This is a genomic window from Halomonas sp. 113 (assembly GCF_904067645.1).
GTDB classification, from domain to species: Bacteria; Pseudomonadota; Gammaproteobacteria; order Pseudomonadales; family Halomonadaceae; genus Vreelandella; species Vreelandella titanicae.
This window is the reverse complement of the sequence record NZ_LR881453.1, coordinates 805,049-819,968: the sequence shown is the minus strand read 5'-3', so window position 1 is coordinate 819,968 and position 14,920 is coordinate 805,049. Positions and strand designations below refer to the sequence as shown.

The window sequence follows — 14,920 nt, the reverse complement described above, 5'->3', positions numbered from 1 at the left end:
ATGCATATCGACACCAGCCACTTTCCAAGGGTTTGGATATCTTCTATGGGATCATCCAATTGGGAATCGCAACTGAATAGTTTGCTGCACCAGAGTGAACAGTTCGTCCTGTTGACACGCGAAGTCCCTGGCCGGGAACAGGAATCCACTAAAGAAGAAAGAAAGCGCCTGGCTCTATGGCTCAAGCGTAACCGGGCACAACTCAAGCGTGTGTGCGCAGGTAGCATCGTCGTCGCCACAAGCCCAACCGTGGCGTTATCGCTGCGGATCACCTTAGCACCTCTTGGCAAGGCATTTGGGTTCCCTATTCGGATCGTAGAAGAGAGTTCTATCGACACTGAAACGAATAGTTTGCTTGAGGTGCATTAACTATAATTTACCTAAAAATAACAGAAAATAAGTGACTTCGACGACTAACGCTAGGCAGTCTCAATCTCCAAACCAGGCTTTAAAAATAAAAAGCAGACTCCTTAGTTGAAATAAGTCGAGAATTTTCATCCTATGCTGCAAGCATTAAGCGCCATGCATGGATAGACCTCACATAACCAGCAGGCAAGTTAGCAGGGAGGTCATCAACAGGAAACGTTGCAATTTTTTCATGCTCATGACTCACTACTGGCTTGAATTCACCTAACAGGTCACAACCATAGGTAGCAATAAAAACGTGTTTATTCGAAATAACTTCGAATAGATAAGTGTCAATGATTGCCTTTACATAAACATCTATACTCAGCTCTTCCCTAAACTCCCTTGCCAGACAAAGCTCGGAAGTTTCCCCAACGTCTATCCGTCCACCCGGCAACTCCCACTCATCACGCGAATTTAATGCCAACACCACTTTCTCGCCCGGCAAAAATAAAACACCCTTTATCGATACTGGAAACATAACTCCCTCCGAAAGCAACTAAACCAAAAACCGTCAACACAAGGCATTAAAAGTAAATCTCCTCCTCCTTCACTGATCTATAATCACTCAGTCTCCAGCCCCCCACAACTACCTACGAGTTGATCTTTCGTTCAGAACCTAATTTTAGCGGTGCTGGAAAATTTGGAGAAATAGGCAACATTCTTCGAGATTCAGGCTGCGCCTTCTTTCACTGTATTCGCAATAATTGCGAGGTGTTACATAAATACATAGTGGAGGTGAAGCATGTCGAGTATAGCTATCGTTACAGGTGGGAGCCGAGGCCTCGGTCGAAATACTGCGCTCAGCATTGCCCACAAAGGCAGCGATGTGATCCTGACCTACCATAGCGGTCGAGAAAACGCCGAGGCAGTTGTTCAGGAAATTGAGAATCTAGGGCGTAAGGCAATTGCTCTGCAATTGGATACAAAGGATATTGCCGGTTTCCGGCAGTTTTCCGAACAGCTACGAAAATCGTTGAAGGACATATGGCAACGCGAGACATTCGATCACTTAGTAAACAATGCCGGCCACGGATATATGGCGCCTATTGCCGACACCACCCCAGAACAGTTCGATCGACTGGTTGATGTACATTTCAAGGGTGTTTTTTTTCTGACACAGTGTTTATTGCCATTGATTGCTGACAGGGGAAGAATCGTAAACCTATCTTCTGGACTAACCACGGGTACATTCTCGGGCTTCTCTGCATATTCAGCAGTAAAAGGGGCTGTGGAAGTACTCTCCAGATATATGGCGAAGGAGTTTAGTGAACGAGGAATAGCGGTAAATACCGTTGCGCCCGGCGCTATCGAAACCGACTTTCTAGGGGGGGCCGTAAGGGATACCCCGGATCTTAACAAAGTGTTCGCTGATATGACTGCACTTGGCCGCGTCGGAGTACCCGATGATATCGGGCCTATGATTGCTAGCCTACTATCCGACGACAATCGCTGGGTGAACGGGCAACGGATTGAAGTATCCGGTGGGCAAGGTATCTGATCAGAATAGCTTCGCTAGGTACATGCATGTAGCTAACCAACAGCCTGCCTTTACGGCAGGCTTTTTATGTTAGTGTCCGGATTGAAAAATCGTAATTTTTTCTCTGTGAGCACGGCCGAACTAGTAATTTTATTTGGTATGAAGCACTTTCTTAGCGGATTCCTTATCCCGGCTTGGTGACAAGCCAAACAGGCGTCGATACTCCCTTGAAAATTGAGAAACGCTCTCGTAACCCACGTCAAAAGCGGCACTGCTTGCAGACAGGCCTCTCGACACCATAAGTCGGCGGGCCTCAATAAGTCGAAGTTGTTTCTGGAACTGCAATGGCGAAAGCGACGTCACTGCACGGAAGTGCTGATAAAAAGACGAGATGCTCATCCCCGCTTCAGAGGCAAGCAGTTCCACTGGTAGTGTCTTCCTGAAATCGGCGCGAAGAATAGCAACTGAACGGGAGATGCGCTGCTCACGACTTTCCGGAGCTCCAAGGCGACGAATGGCTTCCCCATGGCGGCCAGACAACAGCCAATAGTGCATCTCTCGCACCAGTTGGCTATGTAGCACCGGCAGAGACTCAGGGCGATCCAGAAGTTTCATCAAACGCAGTGCCGCATCCTGCACATCGGTATCAATCGCATCGTAACGTACAGCGGCTCCGCTCACCCTAGGTACCATTTTCATACCCAGTACCAAATCACTAATCACCACCGGTTCAAGATCCAGCACAAGTGCCATATAGGGCTTATCAGTACTGGCGTGCGTAATCTGGCTGACCGTTGGGACATCGGCCGTGATCAACAGCGAACTTCCTGCCGCGAACTTGTAGGTCTCCTTTCCCAATGTGACGAGCTTCGTGCCTTGCAATACTAAGCAGATGAGCGGGTTGGGAATAGCATGTTGCAGATCGCTTGGCTGGGTTGAACGAATAATTGTCAATCCGGAAACCGGTGTTTGCGCGAGGCCTACAGTATCTGCATGTGCATCCAAATATCGACGCACTGTATCTATAAGGTTTGTATTCATGAATCGATAATAGTGGGGGCGATAATCAGGGCCAACCGGCTTGTAGGGTTAGCAAAGTCGGTGAACCAATGCTCACAGACTTCCGCCTAAAATAATATTAAATTCGGTATTTTCCTAGGCTAATTGAGGCAAGCACTATTACATGTACCATCAATTCACCAAATCAATAGACAGACATATCAACTATCCATTAGACAAATAATGCGTACAGGATAAAGCTACTAGGGTAACCCCAATCGGAGTATTCCCATGTCGAAAACACTTGTACTACTTTTCCATCCTGATATTGCGCGCTCGCATGCCAACGCTGCCCTTTCCACTGCCGCCTCCCAGATCGATGATGTCGAAATCTTCGATGTACAGCGAGCTTATCCCAATGGCGAGATTGACACCGGTGCCGAGGTGCATCGTTTGTTGGCCGTGGACCGGGTCGTCCTGCAGTACCCTATGCAATGGTACGCTACCCCGCCGATATTGAAAGTATGGCTGGATGCCGTGCTAACGCGACTGTTCTACATTAACTACGAGTCGGAGGGGCGCAGGCTACGAGGCATGCCCATAATGGTCTCGGTGACCGCAGGCAACACGCCTGACGCTTATAGCAAGGGCGGGCGTAATATGTTCACCATGCTTGAGCTACTTGCCCCGATGCGCGCGACAGCCCACCGTTGTGAGCTGGCCTGGAGCAGCCCCTTTATCGTCTACCATGCCAACCAGCTGTCTTTGGACGAGATTAAGACCGAAGGGACCCGTTACGCAGAGGTATTAAAGTCATGGATTGCATCACCCGAGCCACAGGAGGTTTGAGTGATGAGTGAGTTAAATAGTCATGTTACTAATTCCTCGCAAAAGGTTCCTCGCTGGTATCCCCTACTAGCAGGGGCCTTTCCATGTGGTGTTTTAGGGCAATTTCTTATCGCGGGCGGTGCACTATTCAGAAATGGTGGGCTGTGGGAGACACATGCAATAGTGGGAGGGGTCCTGTTCTTTCCGGCGAGTGCACTTCTAGTCGCTACTCTGTATGTGCCTCAGCTTAGGACGCTGAGGAGGTGGGCCGGGTTAACCTTCTTTTTTTACTTGGTACAGGTAATCTTAGCCGCTGGTTCAACCCCCTTGTTGCTTTCAATGCATCCATTTAACGGAGCGTTGATGTTGGGAGCTAGCTTAGCGTTGCTGACCAAAGTGGAATATCTCCGTCGCTACCAGCTTAAACCAACCTCAGGGCCTCTCAGTGACTGATACCTCCTATTCAGTCGTACTTATTCCCGAAAGCTCCAAGCTTGATAAGACATTATCGAATAGCTTCGATGCCTTCTTTTTGAAAGAGGCATCGCAGCGTTTCGGTCACATGTTGTACAACCAAATCACCATCTCTTCGCGCATGCCAAGCTAAATGTAGACTGAAGCCTGGCACCGGGATGGGCGGCTCGAAAACCGCTAGGGCTTGAGTATCAGAAAGACAATTTATAGGCGTGGTAGCGATCATATCCGTTGCTTTCAGCAAAGGCTCGATCATAGTGAAATTCGGTACAACAGCGCCGACATGACGAGTTTTGCCTTGTTGGGCTAATACTTCTTCCAGAGACCCACGTACATTCCCCTCTCCGGAAACAACGATATGTGGCCAGGCCAGCCACTCATCCATGTTAAATTTCCGAACGGCAGGATGCGAGGCCCGCATGGCCACAACATAGTCCTCATATCTAATTTCCTGGCGATGAAATTTTGGAGGCAGCGCAGGAAACGTTGAGATCGCAATATCAGCTTCACCATTCTCCAGACGATGGAGAGCATCCTTACTGCTGCGCCATGGCAATAGCGCTAAATTCACATTTGGAGCGCTGGTGCTTAACTTGGTTAAAAGGTGGGTCATGACCGCCAGACCTGGTTGATCTGCCATTAACAAGCGGACCGTTTGGCGAACTTGCGTCAATTTAGCTTGCGGTGTCTCTACGACGGCCGATATGGCAAGCAGTGCGTGGGACAATGGTTCTTTTAGCGACAGAGCTTTCGTCGTTAATCGCATTTCACCTGCGACACGCTCCAACAATGGATCATTGAAGACATGCCGGCACCTATCTAGTGCGTTACTAGTTGCTGGTTGTGACAGCGCAAGACGCCGTGCTGCTCGTGTTACGTGCTGCTCCTCTAACAGAGCATGCAAGACAACCAGAAGATTGAGGTCCAAAGAGCGCAAGTTGGCCATATCATTTACCAAGTCAAAAAGAGGCAACTAGTTTCTTCAATATCATTATTTTTCATCTTGTTGCCAAGAGAGATAGCTGTCTCCCCACTCTTTCATGGCGTTGAGCACGGGGGCCAGAGTCAGCCCAAGCTCGGTAAGCGAATATTCGACACGTGGGGGAACTTCGGCAAACACTTCTCGAGAGATAATACCGTGCGATTCAAGCTCTCGAAGTTGCAATGTCAACGACCGTTGCGTGACGCCACCGATAAGCTTGCGAAGCTCTCCAAATCGTTTGGTTCCGCTGAGTAGATAGTAAATGATCAGCGGTTTCCATTTGCCGCCAGCAACAGCAACGGTCGCTTCAACAGTGCACCGATACTCATGAGCTTCTTGCTTCTTCATCCGTTATACACCCGCCATTAGTATAAAACATATCCCTATATATCAAATAAGTGCCTACTTTTCAATTTAACCCCTAGTACCTAGAATATCTCTTCCGCAGCGGCTAGTGCTGTGCTGCGCTCTTTTACCTGAAAATCTTGATGGAGCACCCTGATGAAAGCAGCTTACTATGAAGCCCAAGGCAGCGCTCGTGATGTGCTGAAAGTCGGTGAATTGCCGACACCAGAACCAGGGCCAGACGAGGTGCGCGTACGCATTCATGTTTCTGGACTGAATCCTACCGATGTTAAAGCAAGAACTGGCTTCTCTTCAGAGATGCCTTATCCACGCATTATTCCTCATCAAGATGGTGCAGGCGTTATTGATGCGGTTGGCACGAACGTGTCATCGGATCGGCTTAGCGAGCGGGTTTGGGTATACGAAGCGCAATATGGCCGAGCAACAGGCACGGCAGCAGAGTTCGTTGTAGTTCCGTCTCGCCAAGCGGTTCACTTGCCAGATAAGGTCTCATTCGAAGTAGGGGCTTCGCTTGGGATTCCTGCGCTCACAGCTCACCGCTGCCTGTTTTCTGATGGCAGTCTTAAAGGTCGGCGGGTGCTGATTCATGGCGGAGCCGGCGTGGTCGGAACAGCAGCAATTCTATTGGCAAAGTGGGCCGGCGCATGGGTTTCAACAACGGTGATGAGCTCTGAACAAGCCACCGTAGCCGAAGAAAATGGCGCAGATCTAGTGATCGACCGAAAGTCGGAAGATGTTGCGAGTATTGTTTTGGAAGCAACAGAAGGACTCGGCGTTGACCATATTGTCGATGTCGCGTTGAAGCCCAATCTTGACATCAACTTGGCCTGCTTGTCCCAAGGTGGGGTTATAAGCGCCTACGCAACCGCCAATGCGACGGATGAGCTTTCCATTCCATTATTGAAGGCCATAATGCATGGTTGCGTCTTCCGTTTCGTATATATCTACAATGTACCCGATGAGTTGAAACAAGCTGCTATAGCGGATATCAACTCGTGCCTTGAGGCCGAATGCTATTTGCCAAAAATCGGTTTAAACATGCCTTTGCGGAATGTAGCGGATGCTCACGAGGCATTGGAATCGTCCAACGTTATAGGCAAGGTTCTTATACACATGTGAGCTGAGATTACTTGAAATCACGCATGACGACCATCACCACCAGCACTTCCGTCAGCAGTAACAGGTACACCCTAGTATGAATGCGGTCGAGAATGCGCCCGATCCATCGCGACGCCAGGCGGATCCCGAGCCATGAGCCCACCGTGCCATTGCATGGTCTGCCGTTGGTGGTGGCGCCATGTGGACAGGGAAGCAGCAAAGACCATCAACGCGTTTCAGCCAGGTTAACGCTAATGCTCAATACACCTCTTTCTGATGTGGATCATGTAGCAAGGCCCGTGGTGGCCATCGGCACTGACTACCGCCCCGGTACCCTCCTGGACTTCCATACCCATCGCCGTGCCCAGTTTCTCTATGGCATGACCGGCGTGATGGAAGTCAACACGGATGACGGCACCTGGATGGTGCCGCCCTATAGCGGCGTATGGCTACCTGCGGGCAAACGCCACCAAGTGCGCATGAACGGGGTGAGCACCCGAAGTCTGTATATCGAGCCCCACGTCGCGCCACGCGCTTCGCTCAACTGCGAGGTGCTGGTCGTGACGCCTCTCCTGCATTACCTGCTGCTGGCTTCCGCCCACATCCCCGCGCTCTATGACGAAAACGGCCGCGACGGTGCCCTGGCTCAATTACTCCTATACGAACTGGAACAGGCTCAGGCCCTGCCACTATTTGCGCCCCTGCCCCATGACCTTCCACTCGCCAGCCTGTGCAGAGAGTTTCTCGGCCAACCAAACATTCACACTCTTCCGGAGGAGTGGGCGCGGCAGTTACATTGCAGTCAGCGCACCTTCAATCGCCTGTTCCGTCAGCAGACCGGGCTCTCCTTTGGCGTATGGCGCCAGCAGGCCTGCCTGATGGCAGCAATTCCCAGGCTGCTCTCGGGCAGTTCCGTTACCCAAACCGCGCTGGAACTCGGCTATGACAGCCCAGCCGCTTTCTCCAGTATGTTTCGCAAGGTGCTCGGTCAATCTCCCAGCGCTTTTGTTCGGGCGGCTAGTCGCCCGCCGGAGGAAGGCGGCGGTTCTGGCTTGGTTTGCTGTCGTAAATTTATGCAGCAGATGGGCAAGTAGATGAGGTATTCGGAGCCCTGCAGATAGTCCTTGTCGCTTATTTAATCACCCGGGACTCAACACATAGATAGGAAAGTATTACCTCGACCGCATGGGCACGCCGCTCAATCAACCAATCCGGGTCAGCCAGATCCTGCTCGAAGATGATGGATAGCGTGTCGCGTTGATTGATGTGAATGATTGATAGCGAAAGAATAGAAATGTAGAGCTGGGTAGGGTCTACAGCCGAGCGAAATAACCCTGCTGCTTCCCCTCGCTTTAGGGTATCCCGGATCATGCCTACGAGCGGCGTCGTTTGCTGGACGACTTTGCTCGATTTGCGCAGCATGCGCCCACCCAGCAAGTTCTCATTGCGCACCAGGCTGGTGAACTCGGGATGCTCGGCCATATGATCGAAGGTGAATTCGACCAGCGCGCGCATACCTGCAACGGGCTCGAGATAGCTTAAATTGAGTGCCTGCTCCTTGGCGCGCAACTCCTCATAGACTCGTTCGAGAACAGTCAGGTAAAGACCTTCCTTGTCATCGAAGTAGTGATACACCATGCGCACATTACAATCGGCTGCACGCACGATACGTTCCATGCGAGCACCATCGTAGCCGCGCTCGGAAAACTCTTGAGTCGCCGCTTGAAGCAGGCGCTCGCGTGTTTCATGAGCATTACGGCGGGTTTTTCCCCGGGTACGGGCACTCTGTTTCATATCGAGCGTATCGCTTTTTGTCATGTACACATCCTTGTTTCTATTGGTGCTATAGCCCTAACGCGATGCCATCGCTGCGAGGGTCATGAGCGGCGTAAAAGCCTTTCGCCGGGTCGATAACGACCGCGCCGGGGTGGCCAGCCAGGGCACTTTGTGCGGGTAGCGGGCTCATCTGATGACCACGCCGGGTCAATTCAGCGAAAATAGCAGCTCCCGCATCCTGCTCAAGTTTTAGCGTGTCACGTCCATCGGAAAAGGTTCGCCCCAGTAGGAAGCGCGGCGCTTTAAGCGCACTGAGCGGATCCATGCCATAGTCTATCAAGCGCGTCAGCACGGCAGCGAGGGTTTGCGGCTGTCCATCTGCTCCTTGAGTACCGTAAAGTAAACGAGGCTTTCCATCGACACGATACATACCCGGGTTAAGGGTATGAAAAGGACGCTTTCCCGGGGCAATCACATTCGGATGAGCAGGATCAAGACTGAACGCGGCACCACGGTTATGCCACAAAATCCCCGTATCACCGACACTGACACCACTGCCCCAGTCGTAATAAATCGTCTGCAGCATGGAGACGGCATTACCGAAACGATCAGCGGCCGCTAGATAAACCGTATCGCCATGCTGATAAGCGAAGGGCCAATCCAATGCTTTCCCCGCCTCCACTTTTGCCGCTTCAGCATCAAGATGAGCAGGCGATAACAACCTTTCACAAGGCACCGACGCGAAATCGGGATCAGCCAGGTAGCTATTACGATCCAGGAAAGCGCGCTTTACCGCCTCCACCAGCAGATGGTAATAATCGGCGCTGCCCTCTTCGATCCTGGAGAGGTCAAAACGCGCCAGGATACCCATTATCTCTAGTGTCGTCATACCCTGGGTTGGGGGGCGATGGGCCAGCAGCTCGCCACCACGGTAGGGAACAGACAACGGCTTTTCTACTCGTGCTCGGGTAGCCGCCAAATCAGTGGCCGTGAGTGGAGACCCTACTGCTGCCAGTCCAGCGGCGATTTTCTTCCCCAACTGCCCTTCATAGAAGTCCCGGTAGCCGTGGGTCGCAATGGACTGCAGTGAAGCGGCCAGCTGTGGCTGGTACAGTTTTTCACCCTCATGGGGAATCTTCCCGCCTGGCATAAAGTGCTCTCGCACGCCTGGCATCATCGACAGCTCATCGCTACGAAAATCAAGCCAGAAGCGCTGCGATGGCGTTATCGGGAAGCCTTCCCTCGCTAGCTGTATCGCTGGCTCCATCAGCGCTGCCCAGCCAATTTGGCCGCCACAGTTCTGACGGGAAATCTCATGCGCCTGCCCCCAGGTATCAACCGTGGCAGCCGTCGTCAACATGGAACCTGGCCCTCTCGTAGGCAATTGGCCAGACAGTTCCAACTTAGCCTGTGGCGCCTGGCCAATGCCTGACAGGGTTTGCACACCACCGTTTGCATCCGCAATGATCATGAAGGCATCGCCGCCAAGACCGGTAAAGTGCGGGCAAGTCACTGACAGACAAGCCCCCATGGTGATCGCAGCCTCAACCGCATTTCCACCTTTACGAAGTACCTCAAGCCCCGCTTCTGTTGCCAGTGTATGTGGGCTGGTTACGACCCCCTCATGGGAATGCGCCAGCGCTGATGAAGTTGTGCTAATAGACATTGCTACCATCCTTATTCTGGCTGTTTAGCCGCCATACACCATATTGGGTAGCCACATACTGATCGCGGGAATATAGGTCAGCAGTATCAAGGCAAACAGCGCAATGCCAATAAAGGGCAATGCACCACGTACCGCCTGGACGTAATCGACGCCGTTGATAGTGCCCGCCACAAACAGGTTGAGGCCAAATGGCGGCGTAAACATACCAATCGCCCCATTCACGGTCAGTACTGCCCCTAGGTGGACAGGGTCAATACCAACGCGCATACCCACGGTGTAAAACAGGGGGGCGAGAATCACCATGATGGAGGAAGCATCGAGGAACATGCCGGCAATCAGTACCGTCACATTGATCAGCAGGAAGATATGGTACGGATTCTCGGATAACGACAGGATAGCGTTGGCCAACATGGCCGCTAGCCCATTACTGGAAAGAAACCACGCCAGAACCGAGGCAGCAGCGAGAATAATCATTACCTGAGCCGTTGTGGTCGCCGCTTCAATCATGCTTTGGAATAGCTCTGCAAAGCTCTTCTCACGATAAATCAGGGCTGAGACCAACAGGGCATATACCACTGATACAGCGGCGGCTTCAGTGGGCGTAAAGATACCCAGGTAAATCCCACCCAAGACGACGAGAGGAACCCCTAACCCCCACGAAGCATCTTTGAATCCTGCTAAAACCTCGCCCCAACTGGGCGGCTCCACGGGAGTGACACCGTCCTTTTTGGCGCGGTACCAACAGTAAGGCAATAAGCATGCTGCATATAATAAACCGGCTCCCACCCCCGCCATGAACAGCGCACCCACTGACACCCCAGTGACAGCCGCGTAGACGATCATTACAACCGAAGGGGGAATGATGATGCCCAATGAACCGGCAGACACCAGCACGCCAATCGAAAATTGACCGGAATATCCTTCCTTGCGCATGGCCGGATAGAGCAATGAGCCCACCGAAACCACCGTGGCCGGGCTAGATCCGGAAATAGCGCCAAAAAACATACTCGCTGATACCGCCGTCATCCCCATACCACCGGTAAAGCGTCCTACCAACAAGTTGGCCAAGCGGATGATACGCTGCGACAACCCACCCGCGCTCATCAAGCTACCGGTGAGAATAAAAAAGGGTATCGCCATCAATGGGAACTTATCCAACCCGGCAAACAATCGCTCAGCCACGATCGCCAATGGAATATGGCTAAAGCTCCCCATCGCCACCGTGACGGAACCCGCCAATGCAATAAAGATGGGCGTTCCCACTAACATCAAAACAGCTAATAGCACCAGGAATGTGATGACCATATTCTTATCCAATTTGATCAAGGTGGGCAGAGGCTTGCTCTCGACCAAGCAACGTCCGGAAGAAATGCTGGGTAAAGCGAATACCCATTAAAAGAGCGCCCACCGGAATGGCCAACTGAACGATCCACATGGGCGCTTGTAGAGCAGAACTCACCTGACCAAACCGATGGGTTTGCTCGGTTAACTGGAAACCGTAAACCACCAGGAAAAGGCAAAAAGCGATAGAAACCGCATGAACTAGCAACTCTATCCATTTCGCCATGAGGGGAGGACTAAACCTGCGTAGAATATCGATCCCAATATGAATCCCTTGCCGTGCAGCAACGCTCGCGCCAAGCAGCACCATCCATACAATTTGGTAACGCACCAGCTCCTCAGCCCATGAAAAACCATCGTTAAACACGTAGCGTGCAATGACGTTGGCGAAAAGAATGAACGAGGCGGACAAAATCAGCAGGCCAATCAAAACCTCCTCGGCACGCGATATTAGGCGATCAAGTTTGCGCATAGCGAACTCCACCAGCGATGAAAACAATGGGGAAGGAAAGGGCTATCGGGATCACCGATCAGCCCTTTAATGGGTGAAGCGCGACTATTCGGCATCAGCAATGGCTTGCTGGAATTCCGCCATTAGATCTGCGCCAATTTCATTGGCAAACTCATCGTGCACCGACGCTGTCGACTCTCTGAAAGCCGTCAGTTGGGCATCATCCAGTGTGCTCACGTTAGTGCCACTGGCTTCGATAGTGGCAATGTAGCCCGTTTCACGGCGGGCGGTTTCTTCACGCTGGAATACGGTGGTTTCACGTGCAGCGTCCGTCAATAGCGCCTGATTCTCAGGGCTTAAGCTATCGAACCAACTCTGGCTAAACAGAAATGCATAGGCTAGATAAGCGTGATTGCTGATAACCACATCCGACTGCACTTCATAAAATTTCATTTGTGTAATCGATACCAGCGGATTTTCCTGGCAGTCGACAATGCGTTGCTGCAGCGCGTTGTAAGTTTCACCGAAGGCAATCGGTACCGGGTTAGCGCCCATCGCTTTAAACTGTTCCATGATGATAGGGCTTTGCATCACGCGTACCTTTTGGCCTGCGAAATCCTCCGGGCCATTAACGGGCTGGTCACAGGTAAATTGCTTAAAACCACTTTCCCAGAACGTCACCCCCTTCAGCCCCACCTGCTCTACCGTCGCCAAGAGGTCATCACCAGCCTGCCCATCCAGAACGGTGTGGGCGATATCGGGAGATGGGAACAAGAAAGGCAGATCGACGATCTGCATGGCGGGAACGAAGCCCGATAACTTGGCGGTCGGAATAATCGCTGCTTCCACAGCCCCCATCTGCAACTGTTGGGTGACTTCGACATCATCACCGAGTGTGTTATTAGGGAAAATTTCTACTGAAATCTCACCACCACTACGCTCAGCCACCATGTCCCTGAAGCGCTCAGCCGCCAGGTGCTGTGCGCTATCTTCAGGCAAATCATGGTGAAACTTGATATTAATATCGGCGCTTGCCATACCAGTATGTGCCAAAGCACCCAACGCGAAACTACAAGCGAGAGCCTTCAGCTTCATATTCTTAAATTGCTTTTTCATGGTGTGATCCTTGCCATTGCGCCCATTCAGAAAACACTCTTCATGGAGCGAGCTAAGTAACTATTTACTTACTTAAAGAAATAGCAATTATCATGCCACCTTGAAAAATGAGAGATTCTGCGGGTTGTTGAGCGTACCGACGCATAAATTCGCACCAACTTTGTGCTGAAGGACTCAATATGGTGCGAATTTATTCGGGGCCTGATGCCACCCATCAAGCCATCGTCCTCTTAGTCAATTCTTGGCAGGATCGGGCCGGGAGCTCTTTGCCGCCCGGCAGTGTTTGAACAGCTTTTGCATCGAGGGCTTGGGGGTCGAACAGAGCGCGCTACTTGAAGGCTTTGAGGCCGCGCGCAGTTACTCCGTTAAAAAGACGGCCAGTGGTGCTATTCCCAAATATACATGAGCCGATTGCATCATCTATTCAGATCATCTTATGAGCCGAATAAGGTTTATATTCGGCTCATGGGCTAGTCGGAGGGTATGTTGGGGTAAGAAGAATGGGTTAAGCAATTAAAGTGCCCAGCAGACCGCACCAGTTAGGCTTCAAAAGGGTTAATGACGTCCACATTGGCTGCCTCAAAAGGAGCCATATCTCTGGAGGCGACTTGATAGCCTTGTGATACGGCAATAGCAGCAATGTAGCCATCCGGCACAGGAAAACCACGCCCGGCGGTTCTGGCTGTCACGGCTAGCTCTGCATACTTGCGAGCGGCGTCAACGTCAAAGGATAAAATCCGCCCTCTGAACAACTCCACAAGGCCGCCCAAGGTCTCGCTCAACATGTCCTTGCGCTTCCCGTTGGGCAGCGCCGCAATACCAAATAACAACTCTGCAAGTGTGACACTAGACAAGTATAACGTTTCAGCCGACTGCTCATTAAGCCAAGCTCTGACGGCTGGATCAGGCTCGGGTTTCATCGCCTCGGAAACGACATTGGTATCCAGAATGATCATTCAAACCTCATCGGTTCAGCAGGCGTCTTGTCACGCACCTTTTCAAAGACCGCTACGTCTTCATTGGTCAACCCGATCTTGCGACCCAAATCAGCCAGGGCATCACCCATTTTGAGGCGACTTTCTGGCCGTGTGATCTCTTCCAGGATGGCCCGCACCTCAGCCTCGGCGCTGCGGTGATTCTGCTTGGCTCGCGCTTTTAGTGCATTGTGTACTTCGTCAGGAATGCTTCTAATAGTCATCATGCCCATAGCCCAAACTCCTATTGCATGTGGTAAGCGCAGCTGCGCTCCAACTGCATTCAGTATAGTATACTGTATGCAAAAGGCAAGCACTTGCAACACTGCTTTTCAGAAGTAACGTGTACTTTAAGGATATTTTGCAACCGCAAAGCGATGCCTGCATAACTAATCCCGTGGAGAACACTCCCGCACCAATTGCTGACATATTTGGTCAAGAGGCTGCTTTTGTGGCCAAAAGACAATCAGATTATGGTCACACCGGCTTCTTTGCTGAGCGGGTACTACTGATCCGCCAAAACGGCTATTCATTACTGACTATGAACCATTGCATCAGGTTATTTCATGGCATGGGGAATGTCTGCCATCCTCAGCAGCCAAATACAGAAAGGGCAGTCACTTGGACTGCCCTTTCGTTTTATGTGTGAAGCGGGAATACGTAAATGAAAGCACGGATCAGCGCTGACCTTCAGTGCGCAGCTTTGCCACTTCATCTAGCGCCAAGCCTATCGCTTCAGCAATCTGCTCATCACTCTACACCTCACGCAGCCAACCCAATAATGCCTCGCTGCCTGGGCGCTGAGGTGCGCCTTGACGTGTGTATAGGACAATAGCATCGTGCTGAGGCGATGGGTGTCCGGAATCAGTGAACCACTACATAAAGCAGTTTAGTGTCGTAAGGTTGGCGCGGATCCTTGTGTAAACCAACTACTCGCTAACCAATGAAATCGGATGGGCAAAAA

Annotated in this window: 18 protein-coding genes; 7 read left to right on the top strand and 11 right to left on the bottom strand. The window is 51.5% G+C overall.

The genetic code is table 11. The features are described 5' to 3' along the window. Positions 1-45: 45 nt before the first annotated feature. A complete protein-coding gene (locus tag YERSI8AC_RS04055) occupies positions 46-369 on the top strand; it encodes a hypothetical protein (protein WP_159176146.1) in 324 nt (107 codons plus the stop codon). 130 nt (positions 370-499) lie between these two features. On the opposite strand, the gene YERSI8AC_RS04050 is transcribed toward YERSI8AC_RS04055, so the two are convergent. Then, on the bottom strand, positions 500-886 hold the full coding sequence (locus tag YERSI8AC_RS04050; protein WP_138801322.1) for an NUDIX hydrolase: 387 nt from the start codon (positions 884-886) through the stop codon (positions 500-502). A 264-nt stretch (positions 887-1,150) separates the two neighbouring features. Between YERSI8AC_RS04050 and YERSI8AC_RS04045 the strand changes: the two genes are divergently transcribed. After that, the gene (locus YERSI8AC_RS04045) at positions 1,151-1,906 is read left to right on the top strand and encodes an SDR family NAD(P)-dependent oxidoreductase (protein WP_138801323.1); all 756 of its coding nucleotides are present in this window, start codon (positions 1,151-1,153) and stop codon (positions 1,904-1,906) included. Positions 1,907-2,035: 129 nt separating this feature from the next. Here YERSI8AC_RS04045 and YERSI8AC_RS04040 read toward each other — a convergent pair whose 3' ends face one another. Beyond that, positions 2,036-2,926 carry an AraC family transcriptional regulator gene (locus YERSI8AC_RS04040; protein ID WP_159176145.1) on the bottom strand — a complete coding sequence of 297 codons (891 nt, stop codon included), beginning with the start codon at positions 2,924-2,926 and terminating at the stop codon, positions 2,036-2,038. 249 nt (positions 2,927-3,175) lie between these two features. Between YERSI8AC_RS04040 and YERSI8AC_RS04035 the strand changes: the two genes are divergently transcribed. After that, positions 3,176-3,733 (top strand): NAD(P)H-dependent oxidoreductase, encoded by a 558-nt coding sequence (locus tag YERSI8AC_RS04035; protein ID WP_138801325.1) that lies wholly within the window; start codon positions 3,176-3,178, stop codon positions 3,731-3,733. Between the two features lie 3 nt (positions 3,734-3,736). Continuing rightward, positions 3,737-4,165: a DUF6220 domain-containing protein gene (locus tag YERSI8AC_RS04030; protein ID WP_414121332.1), complete on the top strand. Its 429-nt coding sequence runs from the start codon at positions 3,737-3,739 to the stop codon at positions 4,163-4,165. 52 nt (positions 4,166-4,217) lie between these two features. On the opposite strand, the gene YERSI8AC_RS04025 is transcribed toward YERSI8AC_RS04030, so the two are convergent. Next, positions 4,218-5,132 (bottom strand): LysR family transcriptional regulator, encoded by a 915-nt coding sequence (locus YERSI8AC_RS04025; RefSeq protein WP_159176144.1) that lies wholly within the window; start codon positions 5,130-5,132, stop codon positions 4,218-4,220. Positions 5,133-5,177: 45 nt separating this feature from the next. Further along, positions 5,178-5,516 (bottom strand): winged helix-turn-helix transcriptional regulator, encoded by a 339-nt coding sequence (locus YERSI8AC_RS04020; protein WP_138801327.1) that lies wholly within the window; start codon positions 5,514-5,516, stop codon positions 5,178-5,180. Between the two features lie 153 nt (positions 5,517-5,669). Here YERSI8AC_RS04020 and YERSI8AC_RS04015 point away from each other — a divergent pair, with 153 nt between their 5' ends. Beyond that, positions 5,670-6,653, top strand: a complete 984-nt coding sequence (locus YERSI8AC_RS04015) for an NADPH:quinone reductase (protein ID WP_159176143.1) — start codon at positions 5,670-5,672, stop codon at positions 6,651-6,653. A 233-nt stretch (positions 6,654-6,886) separates the two neighbouring features. After that, positions 6,887-7,726, top strand: coding sequence for an AraC family transcriptional regulator (locus tag YERSI8AC_RS04010; protein ID WP_138801329.1), 840 nt, complete (start codon positions 6,887-6,889; stop codon positions 7,724-7,726). Positions 7,727-7,763: 37 nt separating this feature from the next. On the opposite strand, the gene YERSI8AC_RS04005 is transcribed toward YERSI8AC_RS04010, so the two are convergent. From YERSI8AC_RS04005 to YERSI8AC_RS03975, 7 genes are all read right to left on the bottom strand, one after another. Continuing rightward, the gene (locus YERSI8AC_RS04005; RefSeq protein ID WP_138801330.1) at positions 7,764-8,450 is read right to left on the bottom strand and encodes a TetR/AcrR family transcriptional regulator; all 687 of its coding nucleotides are present in this window, start codon (positions 8,448-8,450) and stop codon (positions 7,764-7,766) included. A gap of 25 nt (positions 8,451-8,475) precedes the next feature. Then, a complete protein-coding gene (gene ggt, locus YERSI8AC_RS04000) occupies positions 8,476-10,074 on the bottom strand; it encodes a gamma-glutamyltransferase (RefSeq protein ID WP_022519733.1) in 1,599 nt (532 codons plus the stop codon). Between the two features lie 24 nt (positions 10,075-10,098). Next, the gene (locus YERSI8AC_RS03995; protein ID WP_022519732.1) at positions 10,099-11,379 is read right to left on the bottom strand and encodes a TRAP transporter large permease; all 1,281 of its coding nucleotides are present in this window, start codon (positions 11,377-11,379) and stop codon (positions 10,099-10,101) included. A gap of 4 nt (positions 11,380-11,383) precedes the next feature. After that, positions 11,384-11,887, bottom strand: a complete 504-nt coding sequence (locus tag YERSI8AC_RS03990) for a TRAP transporter small permease (protein WP_022519731.1) — start codon at positions 11,885-11,887, stop codon at positions 11,384-11,386. Between the two features lie 84 nt (positions 11,888-11,971). Beyond that, positions 11,972-12,982: a TRAP transporter substrate-binding protein gene (locus YERSI8AC_RS03985; RefSeq protein ID WP_138801331.1), complete on the bottom strand. Its 1,011-nt coding sequence runs from the start codon at positions 12,980-12,982 to the stop codon at positions 11,972-11,974. Positions 12,983-13,521: 539 nt separating this feature from the next. Beyond that, on the bottom strand, positions 13,522-13,938 hold the full coding sequence (locus tag YERSI8AC_RS03980; protein ID WP_159176142.1) for a type II toxin-antitoxin system VapC family toxin: 417 nt from the start codon (positions 13,936-13,938) through the stop codon (positions 13,522-13,524). After that, a complete protein-coding gene (locus YERSI8AC_RS03975) occupies positions 13,935-14,189 on the bottom strand; it encodes a FitA-like ribbon-helix-helix domain-containing protein (RefSeq protein WP_022519784.1) in 255 nt (84 codons plus the stop codon). The genes YERSI8AC_RS03980 and YERSI8AC_RS03975 overlap by 4 nt, the downstream gene beginning before the upstream one ends. Before the next feature lie 110 nt (positions 14,190-14,299). On the opposite strand from YERSI8AC_RS03975, the gene YERSI8AC_RS03970 reads away from it, so the two are divergent. Beyond that, positions 14,300-14,605, top strand: coding sequence for a hypothetical protein (locus YERSI8AC_RS03970; RefSeq protein ID WP_022519785.1), 306 nt, complete (start codon positions 14,300-14,302; stop codon positions 14,603-14,605). Positions 14,606-14,920: the final 315 nt, after the last annotated feature.

Bases quoted from the DNA above. Each gene is read 5' to 3' on its own strand.
- YERSI8AC_RS04005 (WP_138801330.1), bottom strand. From the start codon at position 8,450: ATGACAAAAAGCGATACGCTCGATATGAAACAGAGTGCCCGTACCCGG.
- YERSI8AC_RS03985 (WP_138801331.1), bottom strand. From the start codon at position 12,982: ATGAAAAAGCAATTTAAGAATATGAAGCTGAAGGCTCTCGCTTGTAGT.
- YERSI8AC_RS04035 (WP_138801325.1), top strand. From the start codon at position 3,176: ATGTCGAAAACACTTGTACTACTTTTCCATCCTGATATTGCGCGCTCG.
- YERSI8AC_RS03990 (WP_022519731.1), bottom strand. From the start codon at position 11,887: ATGCGCAAACTTGATCGCCTAATATCGCGTGCCGAGGAGGTTTTGATT.
- YERSI8AC_RS04025 (WP_159176144.1), bottom strand. From the start codon at position 5,132: ATGGCCAACTTGCGCTCTTTGGACCTCAATCTTCTGGTTGTCTTGCAT.
- YERSI8AC_RS03980 (WP_159176142.1), bottom strand. From the start codon at position 13,938: ATGATCATTCTGGATACCAATGTCGTTTCCGAGGCGATGAAACCCGAG.
- YERSI8AC_RS04040 (WP_159176145.1), bottom strand. From the start codon at position 2,926: ATGAATACAAACCTTATAGATACAGTGCGTCGATATTTGGATGCACAT.
- YERSI8AC_RS04045 (WP_138801323.1), top strand. From the start codon at position 1,151: ATGTCGAGTATAGCTATCGTTACAGGTGGGAGCCGAGGCCTCGGTCGA.
- YERSI8AC_RS04050 (WP_138801322.1), bottom strand. From the start codon at position 886: ATGTTTCCAGTATCGATAAAGGGTGTTTTATTTTTGCCGGGCGAGAAA.
- YERSI8AC_RS04020 (WP_138801327.1), bottom strand. From the start codon at position 5,516: ATGAAGAAGCAAGAAGCTCATGAGTATCGGTGCACTGTTGAAGCGACC.
- YERSI8AC_RS04055 (WP_159176146.1), top strand. From the start codon at position 46: ATGGGATCATCCAATTGGGAATCGCAACTGAATAGTTTGCTGCACCAG.
- YERSI8AC_RS04015 (WP_159176143.1), top strand. From the start codon at position 5,670: ATGAAAGCAGCTTACTATGAAGCCCAAGGCAGCGCTCGTGATGTGCTG.
- ggt (WP_022519733.1), bottom strand. From the start codon at position 10,074: ATGTCTATTAGCACAACTTCATCAGCGCTGGCGCATTCCCATGAGGGG.
- YERSI8AC_RS03975 (WP_022519784.1), bottom strand. From the start codon at position 14,189: ATGGGCATGATGACTATTAGAAGCATTCCTGACGAAGTACACAATGCA.
- YERSI8AC_RS04030 (WP_414121332.1), top strand. From the start codon at position 3,737: ATGAGTGAGTTAAATAGTCATGTTACTAATTCCTCGCAAAAGGTTCCT.
- YERSI8AC_RS04010 (WP_138801329.1), top strand. From the start codon at position 6,887: ATGCTCAATACACCTCTTTCTGATGTGGATCATGTAGCAAGGCCCGTG.
- YERSI8AC_RS03995 (WP_022519732.1), bottom strand. From the start codon at position 11,379: ATGGTCATCACATTCCTGGTGCTATTAGCTGTTTTGATGTTAGTGGGA.